This window comes from Solibacillus sp. FSL K6-1523 (assembly GCF_038005225.1).
Classification (GTDB): Bacteria; Bacillota; Bacilli; order Bacillales_A; family Planococcaceae; genus Solibacillus.
The window spans coordinates 3660547-3680088 of sequence record NZ_JBBOSU010000001.1; the positions used below are offsets into that span (position 1 = coordinate 3660547).

Annotated in this window: 18 protein-coding genes and 1 other RNA gene; 1 reads left to right on the forward strand and 18 read right to left on the reverse strand. The window is 39.2% G+C overall.

Annotation, left to right across the window (positions count from 1 at the left end):
- Positions 1–6 precede the first annotated feature (6 nt).
- The 9 genes from MHI10_RS17570 to MHI10_RS17610 form a co-directional block, all read right to left on the reverse strand.
- On the reverse strand, positions 7–363 hold the full coding sequence (locus tag MHI10_RS17570) for a hypothetical protein (protein WP_340787696.1): 357 nt from the start codon (positions 361–363) through the stop codon (positions 7–9).
- Between the two features lie 300 nt (positions 364–663).
- On the reverse strand, positions 664–1641 hold the full coding sequence (locus MHI10_RS17575) for a tyrosine-type recombinase/integrase (protein WP_340787698.1): 978 nt from the start codon (positions 1639–1641) through the stop codon (positions 664–666).
- A gap of 164 nt (positions 1642–1805) precedes the next feature.
- Positions 1806–2162: a transfer-messenger RNA gene (gene ssrA / locus MHI10_RS17580) on the reverse strand.
- A gap of 213 nt (positions 2163–2375) precedes the next feature.
- Positions 2376–2633: a helix-turn-helix domain-containing protein gene (locus tag MHI10_RS17585; protein ID WP_340787700.1), complete on the reverse strand. Its 258-nt coding sequence runs from the start codon at positions 2631–2633 to the stop codon at positions 2376–2378.
- A 301-nt stretch (positions 2634–2934) separates the two neighbouring features.
- Positions 2935–3399 (reverse strand): SsrA-binding protein SmpB, encoded by a 465-nt coding sequence (gene smpB, locus MHI10_RS17590; RefSeq protein ID WP_340787702.1) that lies wholly within the window; start codon positions 3397–3399, stop codon positions 2935–2937.
- Between the two features lie 64 nt (positions 3400–3463).
- Positions 3464–5872: a ribonuclease R gene (gene rnr / locus MHI10_RS17595; protein WP_340787704.1), complete on the reverse strand. Its 2409-nt coding sequence runs from the start codon at positions 5870–5872 to the stop codon at positions 3464–3466.
- A gap of 39 nt (positions 5873–5911) precedes the next feature.
- Positions 5912–6658 carry an alpha/beta hydrolase gene (locus MHI10_RS17600; protein WP_340787706.1) on the reverse strand — a complete coding sequence of 249 codons (747 nt, stop codon included), beginning with the start codon at positions 6656–6658 and terminating at the stop codon, positions 5912–5914.
- 168 nt (positions 6659–6826) lie between these two features.
- On the reverse strand, positions 6827–7054 hold the full coding sequence (secG, locus tag MHI10_RS17605) for a preprotein translocase subunit SecG (protein WP_057987356.1): 228 nt from the start codon (positions 7052–7054) through the stop codon (positions 6827–6829).
- A 104-nt stretch (positions 7055–7158) separates the two neighbouring features.
- Positions 7159–7722, reverse strand: a complete 564-nt coding sequence (locus MHI10_RS17610; protein WP_340787709.1) for a hypothetical protein — start codon at positions 7720–7722, stop codon at positions 7159–7161.
- 189 nt (positions 7723–7911) lie between these two features.
- On the opposite strand from MHI10_RS17610, the gene MHI10_RS17615 reads away from it, so the two are divergent.
- Entirely contained in the window at positions 7912–8925 is a 1014-nt protein-coding gene (locus MHI10_RS17615) for a nuclease-related domain-containing protein (RefSeq protein WP_340787712.1), read from the forward strand.
- Between the two features lie 311 nt (positions 8926–9236).
- Here MHI10_RS17615 and MHI10_RS17620 read toward each other — a convergent pair.
- The 9 genes from MHI10_RS17620 to MHI10_RS17660 form a co-directional block, all read right to left on the reverse strand.
- Positions 9237–10594 (reverse strand): IS3 family transposase gene (locus MHI10_RS17620; protein ID WP_340787714.1). Its coding sequence is split into 2 segments (ribosomal slippage): positions 9237–10141 and positions 10141–10594, totalling 1359 coding nucleotides; the frame shifts between segments, so codons are not numbered across the junction.
- Between the two features lie 91 nt (positions 10595–10685).
- Positions 10686–11978 (reverse strand): phosphopyruvate hydratase, encoded by a 1293-nt coding sequence (eno, locus tag MHI10_RS17625; RefSeq protein ID WP_340787717.1) that lies wholly within the window; start codon positions 11976–11978, stop codon positions 10686–10688.
- Positions 11979–12158: 180 nt separating this feature from the next.
- Positions 12159–13703 carry a 2,3-bisphosphoglycerate-independent phosphoglycerate mutase gene (gpmI, locus tag MHI10_RS17630; protein WP_340787720.1) on the reverse strand — a complete coding sequence of 515 codons (1545 nt, stop codon included), beginning with the start codon at positions 13701–13703 and terminating at the stop codon, positions 12159–12161.
- Complete coding sequence (gene tpiA, locus MHI10_RS17635; RefSeq protein WP_340787722.1) at positions 13696–14457, reverse strand: triose-phosphate isomerase; 762 nt, start codon at positions 14455–14457, stop codon at positions 13696–13698. The genes gpmI and tpiA overlap by 8 nt, the downstream gene beginning before the upstream one ends.
- Before the next feature lie 19 nt (positions 14458–14476).
- Complete coding sequence (locus MHI10_RS17640) at positions 14477–15661, reverse strand: phosphoglycerate kinase (RefSeq protein ID WP_340787724.1); 1185 nt, start codon at positions 15659–15661, stop codon at positions 14477–14479.
- 273 nt (positions 15662–15934) lie between these two features.
- Positions 15935–16948, reverse strand: coding sequence for a type I glyceraldehyde-3-phosphate dehydrogenase (gene gap, locus MHI10_RS17645; RefSeq protein ID WP_340787725.1), 1014 nt, complete (start codon positions 16946–16948; stop codon positions 15935–15937).
- A gap of 237 nt (positions 16949–17185) precedes the next feature.
- Positions 17186–18220: a sugar-binding transcriptional regulator gene (locus MHI10_RS17650; protein WP_340787726.1), complete on the reverse strand. Its 1035-nt coding sequence runs from the start codon at positions 18218–18220 to the stop codon at positions 17186–17188.
- 166 nt (positions 18221–18386) lie between these two features.
- Positions 18387–18620, reverse strand: a complete 234-nt coding sequence (locus MHI10_RS17655; RefSeq protein ID WP_340787728.1) for a glutaredoxin family protein — start codon at positions 18618–18620, stop codon at positions 18387–18389.
- Between the two features lie 91 nt (positions 18621–18711).
- Complete coding sequence (locus MHI10_RS17660) at positions 18712–19476, reverse strand: TPM domain-containing protein (RefSeq protein WP_340787730.1); 765 nt, start codon at positions 19474–19476, stop codon at positions 18712–18714.
- Between the last annotated feature and the right edge of the window lie 66 nt (positions 19477–19542).

Sequence of the window (19542 nt, forward strand, 5' to 3'; positions counted from 1 at the left end):
ACCTTGTTATAAAACTTCTGCGAATGCGTCTTGCTGTGCTACATCTTTAGCATTATAAGAGTGCTGTACTAGAATTTCATTGACTGCCTTTTGAATAAACTCAATTTGTTCTTTTTGAGATAGATTGTCGATATTCTCAATACCCTTGAACGATGATAAGTTAGCAGATTCTAATGCATTATTGAAAGCCTTTGTTCGATTCTCTTTAATAAATGCTTTAACTTCCTTTTCAAATAACTCATTCTGTTCATTTAGTTGTTCTAACAGGACTGTATTTTCCACAAAACTCCCTGTAATATTGTGGTCACTTTCCGAAGTTTCTTTGTCTATAACCCCTACTAATCCTTGTACCTTGTCTTGCATATACTCAATTCCTTTCTCTACTTTTTTCTGCTTGTATATACTCTCCTAGCACCGATTTTATTATTTGCTCATACTGTTTCCCTCCTAATTTTTTATAATTATCTTAATGTAAAATTATAAGATTTTTTATTGCCCTATATAACTATACTACCTATAAATTTATTAATAGTAAAAAATTCTTATAAATTATTCCAAAAAAACTTTATGTCTTCTCCTTATGAATCTATAATTTGCGATAACGGCTTAGTGCAAAAAGGCAATCTAAATCTAAAAATTTTAGACATAGATAGCCATAATAATTTATAGAAACTCCCTCAAATCTTTCGCCACTTCCTCAACATCTAAATCCAAATACTGTGTTGTGACAGCCAAATCACTATGACCGAGAGCTTTTGAAATGATAGCTATGCTCGCTCCCTTATCGTGTAATCTCTTAGCATACGCTCTCCTAATGGCATGAGCATTAATGTTTTCTAGTCCAAAGCGCTTAGCATATTTGTTTAACTGCTTTGAGATAGCACAATTTGATGATTTACTCGAATTCATCGCTGCTCCATTTTGTGTAATAAACACATTTTTATTGTCCCTACCATAATAACTTCGTATCCCTTCATTTAGCTTAATCAACATTTTCAATATATCTGCGATTTCTTCATCAATCGGTAATTTTAAAAATTTGTGGTTCTTCAATGTTGAGCCATCAAGATTCAGGCATAGATTCTCTAGGTCAATATGACGCTCTCGAAGCTCTCCTAACGTGCGAATACGAATACCTGTCTTGTACATCAACTTGATTGCACAAGCATCCCTAAAACCGATGAACGTTGTTTGGTCTATCAATTGAAGTAGCATATCTATATCAGATTCCTTCGCTCCCTTCTTTACTTCCTTATCAATCTTGATTTGAATGTTGCTCCAAAAACGGTCTTTAATCCAACCATTGTTATAAAACTTACTTAGAACAGCCTTAATTGATTTCAAGCGAATTAGCTTAGTAGCAGGCTTTACCTTTAGAACATCAAGGTAGTGATATAGCTTATCTAGGTCAATTTCCTCTACATAGTCAATCTGACAAACATCTACAAATTGTTTAATAATGTATTCGTAGCTCTCAATAGTGCGCGGTCTATTCCCACCTATACGCATTTGATTAAATATCGTAACAAGTGCCGCGCTTATTAACATACAATCCCTACGAGCTTCTTCTTTTCTACTAGATAGCTCCACCACATCACCACTAACAGCAAAAATACCATGCTTTCGTTTTCTATTAGACAAACAAAAAACCTCCCAATCATTTTGATTAGAAGGTCTAAGAATAAGCTCAAATATGTCATTTTTCCATAGGGATAAGAAAAGGGATATTCAACAAGAGTTCAACTCCCGTTCAATATCCCTAATCATGGAAATCGTTGGTATGACTACGTTTGTAGCCATATTAAGTATGGAGACGGCGGGAGTCGAACCCGCGTCCAGAAGCTCCAATACTCCGGCTTCTACGCGTGTAGTTTACTTATTTAAAGTTTCGCGTGGCATTATGCCAGTAAACAGGCGTCCTGCACGCTAGCTTGGAAATCTCTTGCCGGTGACTCAAGCGGCACCACAGACCGTATCCCACTAAAGTTAGGCCCTACGTACTGCACATGGGCGATACAGAGGTAGAGCGCCTCGAGCAATTAAGCTGCGAAAGCTAAGTTTTGTTGTTTGCCAGTTATAAATAACTTCCGTTGATGACGAAGACGAGACCTCCGACGCGCGACCAGAGCTCGAACCACCCCTGTCGAATCCGTAACGTCCCCGAGTATAAAAACCCGAGAAAAGTTCGGCTGGAGACAAAGCTCCTAAACGTATGCCGTATGAGTAGACATACACTGGCTATCTATAATAAATTATATGACAAATTAGCTAAACTAGCAAGCAATAACAATCCCTTAATACATGTCCCTAAATAATCCTTGCACGTAAATGTCACTACCTGTAAAGAAACATTTTAGCATGCAACTAATTGGATTTTAATTATTAACTTTTCCATTGCAAATTTGATTTCGGTATTTACTAGGACTGACACCCATTTGCTCTTCGAAAATCTGTGCAAATTCGAAATAGCCGTTAATACCAACAACCGATCCCACTTCCTTTACATCTAATTGTGTTTCTTCTAACAATTGTACTGCTTGCTCCGTCCGTCGTTTATTGATGTATTGATGTATTGTTAAATGGACTTGTTCTTGAAAAATCTTTTCATAAATAGGACAATCCACAAAATTCATGTGATGTATATCCTTTAAGCAGTTCATTTCGTGAAAGTTTTTTTCAATGTGAAAAATGATCCTATCTACTACCTCTATCTGCCTTAAAAGCTCCATCTTTTTGTTACCACTCCTTTTCCAAGAATTTTATTTTACACTAATTAAAAATATAAATCATTGAAAAAAGTCACTTTTCCTCAAAAAAGACTAAAGATTCTTAGTTTTCTGCATTTTACGCTACAAAAAGACATATTCTTCAAATCTTCTCCTAAAAATAAAAAGAGCGCGCTCATCTTTTTTTTATGATGAGGCACTCTTTTTATTAACGTTGACGGTCTTTGAAAACGCGTTCCATATCGCGTTTTGCTTCTTTTTTACGCATATCATTGCGTTTATCGTAATCCTTTTTACCTTTACCGGTTCCGATGAGAAGTTTGGCATAGCCATCTTTAATATACATTTTTAATGGAACAATCGTATAGCCATCTCGTTTTACTGCGCCAACTAGTTGACCAATTTGCTTTTTATGTAAGAGCAGCTTACGTTCGCGAAGTGGGTCGTGATTAAAACGATTTCCTTGATCAAAAGGGCTGATATGCATATTAATAATCCACGCTTCGCCATTTCGTAGACGCACGTAAGAATCCTTTAACTGGACTCTACTTGCACGAACCGATTTAATTTCAGTACCAGTCAGCACCATACCCGCCTCGATTGTATCTTCTATGAAATAATCATGATTTGCTTTTTTGTTTTGTGCAATTACTTTACCTGCGCCTTTTGCCATTATTAACACCCCTTAGGAAAGAGCTAGGATTTCGGATTTCGGATTTCGATCCTAGCTTCAAACATTATTTCTTCTTTTTACTCTTTTTCTTTTTGCCTTTTGCAATGCCTTCATAGAACTTTGGCTTATCATTTGATTTGCCATCTTTTCTACGACCACGTGGATCACGTTCATCAGAGCGACTGCTTCTTTTCTCTTTTGCTGGGCGCTCCTTGCTGCCACCACGCGATTTGCGGTCACGTTTCTCACCAGTACGTTCTGTACGGCGCTTTTCTTGACGTCCTGCATGAATGACTCTTGCAGTTGGTTTTCTGAATGGGCGTGCATTAGAAATCATGTCGACAATTTCAAAGTCTACTGAAGATTCTTCGATGACTACATTGGCTACACGAATTTTCACTTCATCACCAATGCGGAATTGACGTCCTGTACGTTCGCCAATCATCATCATCGAACGGTCATCAAATCGGTAGTAATCATCGGCCATATTTGAAATATGCACGAGACCTTCTACAGTGTTTTCTAGCTCTATAAACATCCCGAAGTTTGTAACTGAAGAAACAATCCCTACAAACTCTTCCCCTATTTTATCGGACATGAACTGTGCTTTTTTCAGTGCATCTGTATCGCGTTCTGCCTCTACTGCACGGCGTTCGCGACCCGATGTATGATCCGCAATTTCATCCATCACTTGACTCCACTGGAATACCGTTTCCTTCGATGTATCGCCATTAATTAAATACGTGCGAATTAAGCGATGCACGATTAAATCCGGGTAGCGTCGAATTGGTGAAGTGAAATGTGTATAGAAGTCTGTCGATAAGCCGAAGTGACCAAGGGATTCCGGATAATACTTAGCTTGCTGCATTGAACGCAGTAGCATCGTCGAAATAACTGGCTCTTCTGGTAACCCTTCAATAGCTGTAATAATTTCCTGTAATGCTTTTGGATGGACTGAATTTCCTGTACCTTTTATAACTAGACCAAAAGTCGTCACGAACTCAAAGAAACGCTGTAATTTTTCAGGTTTTGGATCTTCGTGAATACGGTAAATAAATGGTAGCTCTAAATGATGGAAATGTTCAGCAACCGTTTCATTGGCAGCTAACATAAATTCTTCAATTAAACGTTCTGCAACTGTACGCTCACGCAACACGATTTCAGTCGGCCAGCCTTCTTCTGATACGAGCACTTTCGATTCTTTGAAATCAAAGTCAATCGCACCGCGCGACATTCGCTTATTGCGCAACACTTGTGCAAGTTCCGCCATATTTTTAAACATCGGCACTAAATCTGCATAACGCTCCATTAATTCCGGATGTTCATCTGGCTGCTCTAAAATATTGTACACATCGGTATACGTCATACGCTCCGTTGTGTTAATGACACTTTGGAAAATATCATGCTTAATCACATGCCCACTACCATCAATCGTCATTTCACAAGACAATGTTAAGCGGTCAGCTTGTGGATTTAAAGAACAAATGCCATTCGATAAACGATGTGGAATCATTGGAATCACACGGTCTGTTAAGTACACAGATGTCGCACGCTCATACGCTTCTAGATCAAGGACTGAACCTTGTGTCACATAATAGCTAACGTCCGCAATATGAACGCCTAGCTTATACGTACCATCTGCGTTTTTAACAACAGTTACTGCATCATCTAAGTCTTTCGCATCCGCGCCATCGATTGTCACGATCACTTCATTACGTAAATCGCGGCGACCGACTAAATCTTGCTCAGAAATTTCATCCGTTACTTCTGTTGCAGCTTGCACAACTTCTTCTGGAAACTCTGGTGGAATATCATATTTATAAAGAATCGATAAAATATCCACACCTGGATCATTTCGATGTCCTAAAATTTTCGTAATCATCCCAGTAGCCGATTTTGTTTCATCCGGCCAATGTGTTACTTCTACAACAACTTTATGGCCATCTACCGCACCTAAAGCGTCTTCCTTTGCAATAAAAATATCCATGTTTAGCTTTTTATCATCCGTCACGACAAAACCAAAGCCACGATTTGCTTGGTACGTCCCGACAAATGTCGTTTTACTGCGTTCGACTATTTTTACAATTGTTCCTTCACGACGATCCCCTGAAGTCTCTTTTAATACACGGACTAAAACGATGTCGCCATTGAGAGCGCCATTAATTTCATACGGTGGTATGAAAATGTCATCCATGCCCTGCTCTTCTGGTGCCACGAAGCCGAATCCTTTCGCGTGTCCGATAAACTTACCGCGCAATAAATTCATACGTTCTGGCAATCCATATCGATTGGAACGCGAGCGAACAATATGGCCCTGCGCTTCCATTTTAACGAGTGTTTTTACGAGTTCACGGAAATCATCCGCTTCCTCTAATTCAAAGGCTTCCTCAATTTCAGAAACTGTCATTGGGTTATAATCCTCTTCCTTCATAAAGATAAGGATTTGCTTTTGAAAATCATTATTTTGAGTCATTTTTTACCCTCCTTTGAACAGAAATTCTTGATTCATTCATTAGACTGTCCAATCTAATGAATTTAAAAACGCAAGAACATCCTCGTGTAGCTGATCTCTTTCTTTATCAAGTGTAATGACATGCCCGGACTGCTCAAACCATTTCAGCTCTTTTTGGATTGATTCCACATTATTATAAATTACGTTTGCTGATTGTGGATCAATGACCCGATCTTGGCGTGATTGTACGACCAAAATCGGAGCATATAACAGATCAATGGACTGTCGCACTTCTTGAATAAGTTGTGGCAACTGTGGTAAAGAAGCCATTCCTGTATTTTTTATCGCTTCTATTTCTAGTTCGATTTTCTGTTCATTTTTACCTTCTTGTTTTTTATATAGTTGTGCATATTCGATGACACCTTGAAACATAATATCGGTTGTGCGCATCGACATCGGTGAACACATGGTAATAACGCCTTTTACCGGCTGTTGCAGTGCTAATTTTAATGAAAAAACGCCACCTAAAGAAAGTCCAGCAACGGCGATTTCTTCATAGCCTGCTTGTTTTAATGTATTGTATCCATTCATGACGTCTTGCCACCAATCTTCGGGACTTGTGACAATCAGTTCTTCTGGCGGTACACCATGCCCTTTATAATGAGGTGCATGTGAAGTATACCCATTTTTCTCTAAAAAACGGCCCAGTATCCGTACATCCGCGGAACTTCCTGTAAAACCATGTAATAATAAAACCGCTCGTGATCCAGCTTCAAATAAAAATGGTGCAGACATTGCCTTTTTCATCGCAATTACTCCTGTCGAAATGTTTCCTTAGAAAAATACGATTCGTGCATTATTGCAGAATCGCGGTCTTCCTAATCTGGATAATTCTATTATACGTTTTTTTGCTTCGGACTAAAAGAAAAAGCCCAACCATGCGTGGCGCTCGGTTAGGCGATTGATTTCATTCGATTAGAATTTTGTAATAGCTAATGCTAATACGAAGAATAAAACAGCAAGTACAATCGTGATACGGTGTAACACTAGATCCATCCCACGAGCTTTCTGTTTACCGAATAGTTGTTCAGCTCCACCTGAGATGGCACCTGATAAACCAGCACTTTTACCTGATTGTAATAATACAATAACGATTAAAGATAAAGCTACGATAATAAGTAATACTGTAAATATTGTATGCATTTGCTCCACCTCCTAGACACGGACGTTACAATACCTATTAGTATAACAAATACATAGTGTACTGACAATAAAACATTGGTGTGATGAACCATTTTTTGTGTGAATTATTTGTTAGAAGTATGATTTAATTGTTTGGCTTTTTTAAAGCGACTCAATGGATCCTCCGCGCTGGCAACTGTTCCTTCACTAGACCCCTGTTTTCTTTCATACGTACAAAATACGATTTCAGAATAATGTCCCGCATCACTGTACAGTTGAATGGCAATAACATCTTGTGCCAATAATGCGCTTTCTAACACTTCAAATTGAAATTGATTGTTTTTTGTAATTGGAATTTTTGCCTGATAACCAAATTCTAAAAAATCCTTTTGCCCACTTAATTTAAAGCGAATCAAATAATTGGCTGCTACTTTTTTTGCGTTGGATTCGTCAATTTCACCTTTTACAATGATGCTTTCACCTGCTACATCATATGTATACAGTACTTTTTTCGGCGCAGGCAAGGCATTTTTCTTCTGCTCAAGCTGCTGACGTTTTTTTAATTTTCGAAGGGCTTTTTTAGTTTTTGAGTTTTTACTAGTTTCATTTAAATTTTGTTGCGATTCTTCATTTTGAATTGGGCTAGACTCATTTTCCAAAGCTACTTCTTCTTCAATATATTTAACCAACAATACCCCTCCTAAATTATCCCTTTTTAATAGTATATAGAATTTACTATAAATTGAAATGGTTAATTTGAAACCTCTTTTTGAGCTATAATAGATTTTTATGCTACATTTCTGCTTGATATACTTCATTTGACCCAATTTGTATAAGTTTTACAATCATTGTACATTGAAAGTGGAGGTGACAAAATAATGATTCAGCAAAAATCTTCACACTATCTTTTCATCGAAGCACTCGCAAATCGTTTGCGAATAGAAGATTTGGATGCAGTTGCTGTGAAAGATGAATTTTACCGTTTGGAAGCTGGTCTTGCAGGTGAAATGAGGCTTCAGCAAATTTTATCGGAGTATTCTTTTAAGCATGACGCCCAAATTATTTACAATTTTGAATGCAAAAATGAAAAAGGTTCTACCCACCAGATGGACGCCCTTATTTTAACCGCTAGCTTTATTCTTATCCTCGAAGTGAAGCAAATTGCTGGTACCCTGTTCTACAAACCTGCGCAACATGAATTTTACCGGATTCAAGATGATGGCATTCATGAAAATTTCCCCAACCCATTTGATCAAGCGTATCGACATCAGCTGTTTTTAGAAAACCAGTTTGCGTCCTGGAAATTGGACATCCCCTTACTTTATACGGTTGTTATCGCGAACTACCGCGCAAAGTTAGACAATTCTCTGCAAAATTTCCCGATTTTCCACATTAGTGGACTCCCTAGATTTTTAGAAAACTTAAACAAGCGTTTTCCGATGAAACGAGGCAATTTGTCATTCATTCGTTCGAAATTGGATGCTCTGTATTTCCGATTGCCACCGCGTAGAACCGTGGAAAGTAGTCGCTTGCGCCGAGGTGTGCTGTGTAGGGATTGTAAGTATTTACATGTGATGCACTATGTGAGTGGGAGTTGGGTTTGCCCAATCTGTCGTTTTAAAAGTAAAAATGCATTAAAGGAAACGCTCCATCATTATCGTATTTTGATAAAACCCGAGATTACTAACCGTGAATTCCGCGATTTTGTAGGTATTGATTCGATGCATACCGCTTCAAAAATTTTGATGCGCCTTGGGTTAGAGATGGTGGGCAATGGGCGCGGGACCTATTATATTATTCCGGAAAATATTTTAGGCGAGGAGAAGTATATTGAATTGTGTTTTGAATTAGATATGTTTGGTCGGGAGATGGAATCGGCTAGTAAATCGTAGTTTGGCTAGTTTAACATCAATTTTGGCTAGTAAATCGCAGTTTGGCTAGTTTATGCCTTAAGTTGGCTAGTTTCCGGTGATTTTTGGCTAGTTCTGCCGCTTGTTCGGCTAGTTCCGCACAAGTTTTGGCTAGTTTTCGTTTTCCGTTGCCGCAGCATTCGTTAATTGGCTAGTTCACATTGATTTTCGGCTAGTTCTGCTACTCGTTTGTCTAGTTTCACACAGATTTTGGCTAGTTTTCGTTTTCCGCTGCCGCAGCATTCGTTAATTGGCTAGTTTTGATCTGACCCAAGAAAGTTAGACATATTTAGTTAAGCAGCTTCTAAGACCTGAGTTCGGTATTCCACCGGGCTTAGGTCTTTTAATTTTTCCTTCATTCGTTTGTTGTTGTAATAGTAAATATAGTCTTGGAGTTCCTGTTCAAAATGCGCCATGGATTCAAATTTTTGTAGGTACAGGAGTTCAGATTTTAATAAGCCAAAGAAGTTTTCGATGACTGCGTTGTCCAAACAATTGCCCTTACGGGACATACTCTGCGTAATCCCATGTTGTTTTAATGTCCGTTGATACTTTTTCATTTGATAGTGCCAGCCTTGGTCCGAATGAAGAATGACTTGATCACTTGGTTGAAGGCGCACCAATGCTTGTTCTAACATATCATGGACTAGTTTATACACTGGACGTTTCATTACCGTATAGGCAATGATTTCACCATTACATAAATCAAGTACAGGCGATAAATAACGTTTTTCTCCAAATAGATGGAATTCTGTCACGTCTGTTACCCATTTTTTGTTCATTTTCTCCGCTTTAAAATCACGTTGTAATACGTTTGGAGCAATTTTCCCAACGTTTCCTTTATACGAACGATATTTCTTCATACGGACTTCACATTTTATACCAAGAGTATTCATTAAACAGTTAATCGTTTTAGGATCATGATGAAAGCCGTATTTTTTCAGTTCTTTGGCAATTCGACGATAACCATAACGCCCTTTATGTTCATGATAAATGGACTGAATTGCGACTTTCACATCTGCGTATTTATCAACACGATTCAAGCGTTTTTCCCAGTAATAATACGTACTACGTGAAATATCAGCGACTTTGATTAATTCCACTACTTCATAAATTTCCTTTAGTTCATAAATTACTTGCGCTTTGATTTGATTGGTAATTTTTCTTGTATTTGAACTAAAGCATTCAACTTTTTTAAGTACGCATTCTCCATTTCTAATTGTTTAATACGTGCTTCTAATGCCTCTACAGATCCTTCAGCTGGAGTTGGTTTGGCTAATCTTTTTGTTTCTTTTTTCACGGATAGATGCTCCTTTTTCTTAGAAACAAGGGCATCATAACCGCCAATCTCAAACTTCTTTCTCCAATTTCGTATCATACCAGGAGATGAGATATTAAATCGAGCAGCTGCGTCAATCGAAGATGTACCTGTTTCGTTCATATAATTGAGTACATCCATTTTATATTCAGCTGAGTATTTTGTATAGGATTTTAAAAATGCCTCTACACCATTTTCTTCATAAAGACGAACCCAGTCACCGATAACCCGTTTTGTAACACCGTTATCTTTCGCAATTTCATTCATAGATTCATGTCCAAATATATATCGTTGAACTGCTTGGATACGTTGTTCAACACTTACTTTTGCCATTAAAAAAACCCCCGTAAAAGTTAGATTGGTGTCTAACTTTTACGGGGCAGTTCATACGGATCATCCCCCGCGTTTGAGTGCTTCAAAAAAATTATTTAATATTGTAGAAAGAGTTTAATCCTTCATAGCGTGCTGTTGCACCTAATTGATCTTCAATGCGTAATAATTGGTTGTATTTCGCAACGCGGTCTGTACGAGATGGTGCACCTGTTTTGATTTGACCAGCGTTTGTAGCTACTGCGATGTCTGCAATAGTTGCGTCTTCTGATTCACCAGAACGGTGTGAGATAACTGCTGTATAGCCAGCGCGTTTTGCCATTTCGATTGCTTCAAACGTTTCAGTTAATGTACCGATTTGGTTTACTTTAACTAAAATTGAGTTCCCAACGCCTTGCTCGATACCTTGTGCAAGTTTAGCCGTGTTCGTTACGAATAAATCGTCACCTACTAATTGTACGCGGTTACCGATGCGCTCTGTTAATAATTTGTGACCAGCCCAGTCGTTTTCGTCTAAGCCGTCTTCGATTGAGATGATTGGGTATTTAGAAGTTAATTCTTCGTACCAAGCTACCATTTCTTCTGAAGTACGAACTACGCCTTCACCTTTTAAGTGGTACTTGCCGTCTTCTTTGTTAAATAACTCTGAAGATGCTACGTCCATTGCTAAACGAATTTCTTCGCCTGCTTTGTAACCGGCTTTTTCAATTGCTTCTAAAATAACTGTAATCGCTTCTTCATTTGAGCCTAGGTTTGGAGCAAAACCGCCTTCATCACCTACAGCTGTGTTGTAACCTTTTTCTTTTAATACCGCTTTTAAATGGTGGAAAATTTCAGTACCCATACGTAATGCATGTTTGAAGTTTTCAGCACCTACTGGCATAATCATAAACTCTTGCACGTCTACGTTATTATCTGCGTGCTCACCACCGTTGATGATATTCATCATTGGTACTGGTAATTGTTTTGAGTTGAAGCCACCAAGGTATTGGTATAATGGCACATCAAGGTAATCTGCTGCAGCATGAGCAACGGCCATCGATACACCAAGGATTGCGTTGGCACCTAATTTACCTTTGTTTTCTGTACCGTCAAGTGCGATTAACGCTTGGTCAACTACAACTTGGTCTAATACTGAATATTGGTTTTCTAATTCTTCAGCGATTAATGTGTTAACATTTTCAACTGCTTTTTCAACGCCTTTACCTAAATAACGGCTGTTGTCGCCATCGCGTAATTCTACTGCTTCATATTCACCAGTTGATGCACCAGATGGTACGATTGCGCGACCGAATGCACCTGATTCTGTAAATACTTCTACTTCTACTGTTGGGTTACCGCGAGAGTCTAAAACTTCACGAGCATATACTTGAGTAATGAATGGCATAATAAAAATCTCCTCTTTAAGTAAAATTGGTAAGTTGCACAAGCTTTATAATAAGCCAAAGTATTAAATCAATTACGCCTCGGCGTAATTGCGTCCAGATTTTTTTCGAGTTCACTCAAAAAGCTCCCCTTAAAAATCTGTGACATCCGCCGGGGCTTAACTTGATTCTGCTGAAACAAGTTAGTTTTGTTCCTTTGGCATAATTAATGATTTCCCTGTCATTTCAACAGGTTGTTCAATCGTTAATAACTGTAGCATTGTCGGCGCTAAGTCCGCTAAAATGCCATCTTGATGTAACACAACATCCGGCTCTGTCACAATAACAGGCACTGGATTTGTCGTATGGGCTGTCATCGGGTTATCATCCAGCGTTACGACCTCATCTGAATTTCCGTGGTCCGCCGTAATGATTGCCTTACCGCCCTTTGCGATAATCGCATCGACTACTTTCCCTAAACATTCATCGACTACTTCAATTGCTTTAATTGTAGGTTCTAGCATTCCTGAATGTCCAACCATATCTGGATTTGCAAAGTTTAAAATGATTGCATCAAATTGATCTGCTGCAATTGCTTCAAGCAGTGCATCTGTCACTTCATAAGCACTCATTTCAGGCTGTAAGTCATATGTCGCTACTTTTGGCGAAGCGATTAAAATACGCTCTTCCCCATCAAAATTCGCTTCACGTCCACCGCTCATAAAGAATGTTACGTGTGGATATTTCTCCGTTTCGGCAATGCGCAATTGCGTTTTACCTGCCTTCGAAATGACTTCACCTACTGTATTATCAAGGTTGTTTGATTGGAACGCAACCTCAGCATGCACCTCATCACTATAATGCGTGAATGAGACGAATTTTACGTTAGTTGGTTGCTTGTCTGACAGCTCAAAACCGGCAAAATTTTCATTCGTAAATACAGTAGAAAGCTGAATTGCACGGTCTGGACGGAAATTAAAGAAAATGACCGCATCATTTGTATCGATCGTCGCAACTGGCGCACCATCTTGCGTAATGACAACCGGTTGAACAAATTCATCATAAACGTTTTGCTCATAAGATGATTCCACACCTGCTAATGCAGAAGTAGCTGTTTCACCGACGCCATCCACTAACGCTTTATACGTTAACTGAACACGTTCCCAACGTTTGTCACGGTCCATTGCGAAATAACGACCATGAACGCTCGCAAATTTCCCGATGCCAATGGATGCCATTTGCTTCTCAGTTTCTGCAATATAGTCACGTGCTGTCGCAGGACCTACATCGCGGCCATCTAAAAATCCATGGACATATACTTCTTCCAAGCCATTGTCTTTCGCTAATTTTAACAAGGCAAACAAGTGCTCATAATGACTATGAACGCCGCCATCTGATAGTAAGCCCATTAAATGAAGCTTAGAGCCATGTGCTTTTGCATGCTCCACAGCAGCTAAAAACTGTTCGTTGCGGAAGAAGTCTTCCTCACGAATCGATTTATTAATACGCGTTAAGTTTTGATAAACAATGCGCCCTGCACCAATATTTAAGTGCCCTACTTCAGAATTTCCCATTTGTCCTTCTGGTAACCCTACTGATTCTCCACTCGCTGTTAATGTCGCGTGCGGATAAGCGTTCCAAAAACGATCGAAATTTGGTTTATTTGCTTGTGCTACGGCATTACCCTTTACTTCATCACGAAAGGCAAAGCCATCTAAAATAATTAATGCAACGGGCTCTTTAGGCATTTGCTGCTGCCTCCAATAATTTTAGATAAGAGTCTACTTGTAAGCTTGCACCGCCAACAAGTGCTCCATCAATATGTTCTTTTCCTAAAAGTTCTACGATATTTTCTGGCTTTACGCTACCGCCATACTGAATGCGAATCGCTTGTGCTGTTTCTGTATCGTATAATTTTTCAACAACGGCACGAATTGCACCACATACAGCATTCGCATCATCAGCTGTTGCTGTTTTACCTGTACCGATTGCCCAAATTGGCTCATATGCAAGTACCATATGCTGTACTTCTGCGGATGTAAAACCTTCTAAAGCTTTCGTAATTTGACCCGCTACTTTTTGCTCTGTAGTACCCGCTTCACGTTCTTCAAGCGTTTCGCCACAGCAAATAATTGGTACGATGCCATGATTTAATGCCGCGCGTACTTTTTTGTTTACTGCTTCATCTGTTTCATTGAACATTTCACGACGCTCTGAATGGCCTAAAACACAGTAATCTACGTGAATATTTGATAGCATCGCTGGGCTAATTTCTCCTGTAAAGGCACCTTCATCTTCAAAATGCATGTTTTGTGCGCCAATTGCTAATGAAGAATCTTCTGCCGCCACTACTAACGTTGGTAAATACAATGCCGGAGCACAAATAACTGCATCTACTTTCTCTGGAGAAGGAATCGCTTGTTGAATCGCTTCAACAAAGTCAACCGCCTCATCAAATGTTTTATACATTTTCCAGTTTCCTGCTACGATTGGTTTTCGCATCAAAAATCCCTCCATTTTATTATTTATCGTTTAATGCCACAATACCTGGTAATTGTTTACCTTCCATTAATTCAAGAGAGGCACCGCCACCTGTTGAAATGTGGTTCATTTGTGATGCTACTTCGAATTTTTCTACTGCTGCAGCCGAGTCACCGCCACCGATAATTGTATAGCCATTTGTTTGTGCCATTGCATCTGCAACCGTTTTCGTACCGTTTGCAAACTTGTCGATTTCAAATACACCCATTGGTCCGTTCCAAATGATTAAATTTGATTTCCCGATGACTTCTGCAAAGTTTTCAGCTGTTTTTGGTCCGATATCTAAGCCCATCCAGTCAGCTGGAATCGCATCAATCGCAACAACTTGTGTATCCGCATCTTTTGAAAATTCATTTGCTACAACGGCATCAACTGGCATATGTAACTCGACACCTTTTGCTTTCGCTTGCTCGATAAAGCTTTTCGCTAATTCGATTTTATCTTCTTCTAATAAAGATTTCCCAATATCATGACCCATTGCCTTCACAAATGTAAATGACAGACCGCCACCGATAATTAAGTGATCTACTTTATCTAATAAGTTTTCGATAACGTCGATTTTATCTTTCACTTTCGCCCCACCGATAATTGCCGTAAATGGACGCTCTGGATTTGATAATGCTTTCCCAAGAACATCTAATTCTTTTTCCATTAATAAACCTGAAACAGCTGGCACGAATTTCGCGATACCTTCTGTTGAAGCGTGGGCACGGTGAGCTGCGCCGAATGCATCATTCACATAAAGGTCTGCTAATTTTGCAAAGCTTTCTGCTAAAGCTGCATCATTTTTTTCTTCGCCTTTATGGAAGCGTACATTTTCAAGTAACACGATGTCGCCTTCTTGCATGTTGTTAACCGCTGCTTCAACCGCTTCGCCAATTGACTCATCTAGCTTTGTTACAGGTTGATTCATTAATTCAGAAAGACGTACGCCAACCGCAGTTAATCGCATATCCTCTTTTACTTCGCCTTTCGGACGGCCTAAGTGAGAAGCTAAGATCACTTTTGCCCCATTATCAACTAATTGCGCGATTGTCGGAATCGCTGCACGAATACGCGTTTCGTCTGTAATGCGCCCGTCTTCCATCGGTACGTTAAAATCGACACGTACAAATACGCGCTTCCCTTTTACTGCTACATCGTTCATTGATTTCTTTAAAAACATAAAGAAAATCCTCCTTTAAAATTTATATCAGCTATTTATTTTCTCGTTTAAATAGTAACAAAATCTAATATCACTTGTCTTTTCCAGACTCTATATATTTCTGTTATTTATTTTATTTCATGTTAAAAAAAGAGCGGTTAGGTAATCCCTTCCGCTCTATACCCTCATATATTATAATGGTTGCTTCTTTTAAAGGCTATACTTTTTATGACGAATAACCAGTAATATGTCACACTTTTTCTTCACTTTAGATAAAGTATGACACATTCAACCTTACTTTTCGTTAAATCCTTGCTTGGCAATGTATAAAGCTAAGTCCATTAAACGTGTTGAATAAGCGATTTCATTATCATACCAAGATACGACTTTTACCATACGATTTTCCATGACCATTGTTGAAAGCCCATCAATTGTAGATGATGCTGGATTGCCATTATAGTCAATCGATACTAACGGCAATTCATTGTAAGCTAAAATTCCTTTTAACTCGCCCTCTGATGCTTCTTTAAACGCCGCATTAACCGATTCAATCGTTACATCTGCATTTAGTTCTGCTACTAAGTCCACGCATGATACGTTTGGTGTTGGCACACGCATTGAGAAACCATCTAATTTTCCTTTTAACTGTGGCAATACTTTCGAAACGGCTACAGCTGCACCTGTTGTTGTTGGAATCATTGACACCGCGCCAGCACGTGCACGACGTGGATCTGAGTGCGGGAAGTCTAAAATGCGTTGATCATTTGTGTATGAGTGAATCGTAGTCATCATACCACGCTTGATCCCGAATTTTTCATCCAATACTTTTGCAAATGGTGCTAAACAGTTTGTCGTACAAGAAGCATTAGAAATAACATCCTGTGATGAGTCATATTCCGTATGGTTTACGCCCATTACATAGGTTGGCATATCCCCTTTAGCAGGCGCTGATAAAATGGCCTTTTTCGCACCAGCTTCGATATGTTTCGCCACTTCTTCCATAGAACGCCATCTACCTGTACATTCTAATACAACGTCTACACCGAGTTCACCCCATGGTAATTTTGCTGGATCTGGCTCCGAGTATACTTGAACGCGTTTACCGTTTACGATGAATGCATCGTTTTCCGCTTCTACATTTGCATCATATACGCCATGGACTGAATCAAATTTTAATAAATGTGCTAGTTGATTTGCATCTGTTAAATCATTTACTGCAACTACTTCAAATTCTTCATGTTTCATCGCCTCGCGGAATACTAAACGTCCGATTCGGCCAAATCCATTAATCGCTAATTTTAATACCATGTGTAATTCCTCCAGTTAAATTAAATTATATCAATTACGCCTCAGCGTAATTGCGTCCAGATTTTTTCGAGCGAGTTCGAAAAACTTCCCTTGAAAATCTATGACATCCGCCGGGGCTTGGGTCAACATGATGTTGATCACAAAGGCGTTGTCACAGGACGTGACGGGTTTAGCCTTTGCTCCACAACTCAGCTGAATCAAGTTAAACAGTCTATGCTTGAGCGCACCGTAAAAAACTCACCTAATTTTGGCAACAATCTCATTTGCCGTTTGTTCATCTGTAATAAATGTTGTCTGGGAGGCAGCATTTTTAAAGTACGCTTGTATCGCAGTTGCTTTGTTACTACCTGCTGCAATCGCAATAATATGCTGTGCCTTTTTTACTTGTTCAAGCTGAATGCCAATCGTTCGAATATGGTGAACAATTTCGCCCAATTTGTTGAAATAATAGCCAAAAGCTTCCCCAACAGCACCTTTTTCTTCTAATAGTTGCTGTTCTTCAGAAGAACTATTGCGTCTAATAGCCATCTCTTGCGCCGCGCCAATGCCGTGAACAACGATATCGATTTCTTCATATAAAGCCATCATTTCTTGGATCATTGGTTCGCTTTTCATTGCTTGATACGCTTGCTCACTTAAATGTTCTGGTAAAAATAAGGTGCGATACGTTGAACTACATGCCTGCGCAAACTTTGCGACTACTGTATTTGCCTGAAAGCTCATTTCGTCGCCCATCCCACCCCGTGCTGCAATAAAGCATGCCGAATTAAGTGGTGATGTCGATGTTAAGAAATCACCAATTGCTGCAACGGAATTTCCACCCGTAACTGCAATATTGCATTTTTCATCGGCGTGTTGCGTAATGATTTTCGCGCCTTCTTTCCCTAATACATTTTTAATCGTTGCATCTTCTTCCACATTACCGGGAATGATAATAACTCGTTCAATTTTAAAGAGTTTTGCAAGTTGCTGCTCTTTCACTGTTATACCCGATATTTCTTGAAACAATGCTTTGAGCTGTTCTAGTATGCTATACCCTTGTACCGAGCAAATCATACCTTTTTGCCTGATGATAATTAATTGTTGCTCGCTTAAAATATCTGTTTCATTGCGCACTTCTCGTTCTGTCCATTGCAGCTGCTCCGCTAAAGCTCTTCTGCCAATCGGACCGTACATTTCAATTGCTTGTAAAACGCGAAATCTTTTTTTAAAAATTTGTTCGATTTCTGGCATTAACTTACGCCCTGCATCCAAAAAGGAGCTTTTGTCCAAAAAACCACCTACTAACTTTATGTTGGACGTTTTTTGTCCCTATAGTTACTTTTACGTCCCGCTTGGCGCAAAAAAATATTTCCTAACTACAGTATAAAGGATAACGAAATTTTCTGCAATTATTTTTTATTAAATCTGGTTATATTTTATCGTTTAGGCGCTAATTTCAGTCACTTAGCGCCATCATTAACGTCGGGTAATCCAATCGCCCAAATTGAATAACTTCCCCTTTAAGCTCTACAACCGGAATCATCACCATAAATTTTCCGTGCAATGCGTCATTCTCTTCAATATTAACTTGTTCGATTTGAAACGGAATATCTTCTTGAACTAATTTTAATATTTGCAACCCTTCCACACATAATTCGCAATTCGGTCTGGAATAAAATTGTACAATCATTTTTGCTGTCTCCTTGCTACATTTGAAATGCAAAACATTTACTAAGGTAAATATCAATTATACCTTAGTAAATGTTTGTTATCCTGCAAAGTTAAAACTTCCGTCCCGCTCCGCCACCGGATGAACTGCCTCCACCGAATCCTCCAAAACCTCCGGATGAGCGACCGCGACCACCGCCACCGAAACTTCCTGTAGAGAATCCACCAGCACGGTAAACACGTCTTGCTGTTCGTCTACGGCCACCAGGACCACCGCCACCAAATTTGCTAAGACTTAAATAAATGATCACGATAAAAATGATGACTGCAATCGGCCAATCCCCATCATCGTCATTAATGGGTTTCACCAAATCCGCGCCACCAGCATCCCCACCCATTTCCTCATAGAAAATGCTAAATATGTTGGCAAATGCATTTGTATAATCTTCCTTTTCTAAATAGGGCATCATATACGTATCAATCATACTTCCTAGCAATCCATCTGGATAGTCTCCTTCTAGACCATCGCCTACCGAAATCCAAACGTCATTTTTCCCAGGTCCTTGATCCGTCGTCGCAAAAATGAGCATCCCATTGTTTAGCTCCTTATCTCCAATCCCCCATTTACGGATTACTTCTGTGCCAAATTCATACGGAGCCAAATCGCCAATCGTATCAATCGTCATCATGACAATTACATTCCCTGTTGAACCTTCCAAAGCCTTTGCTGCTTGAATCAAATTTTGCTCCACATCATCTGAAATGACATTGGCATTATCATAAACATACGAATTGTATGCAGGTTTTTGCGGAATTGCTGCCATTGTCGTAAATGGCATAACGAGCATACATATTATAAATGAAACTAAAAATCTCATATCATCCCCCCTTTCCTTACAGTGACTTGACCTTAAAAAAATCCGCGACATCCGCCGGGGCTTAGG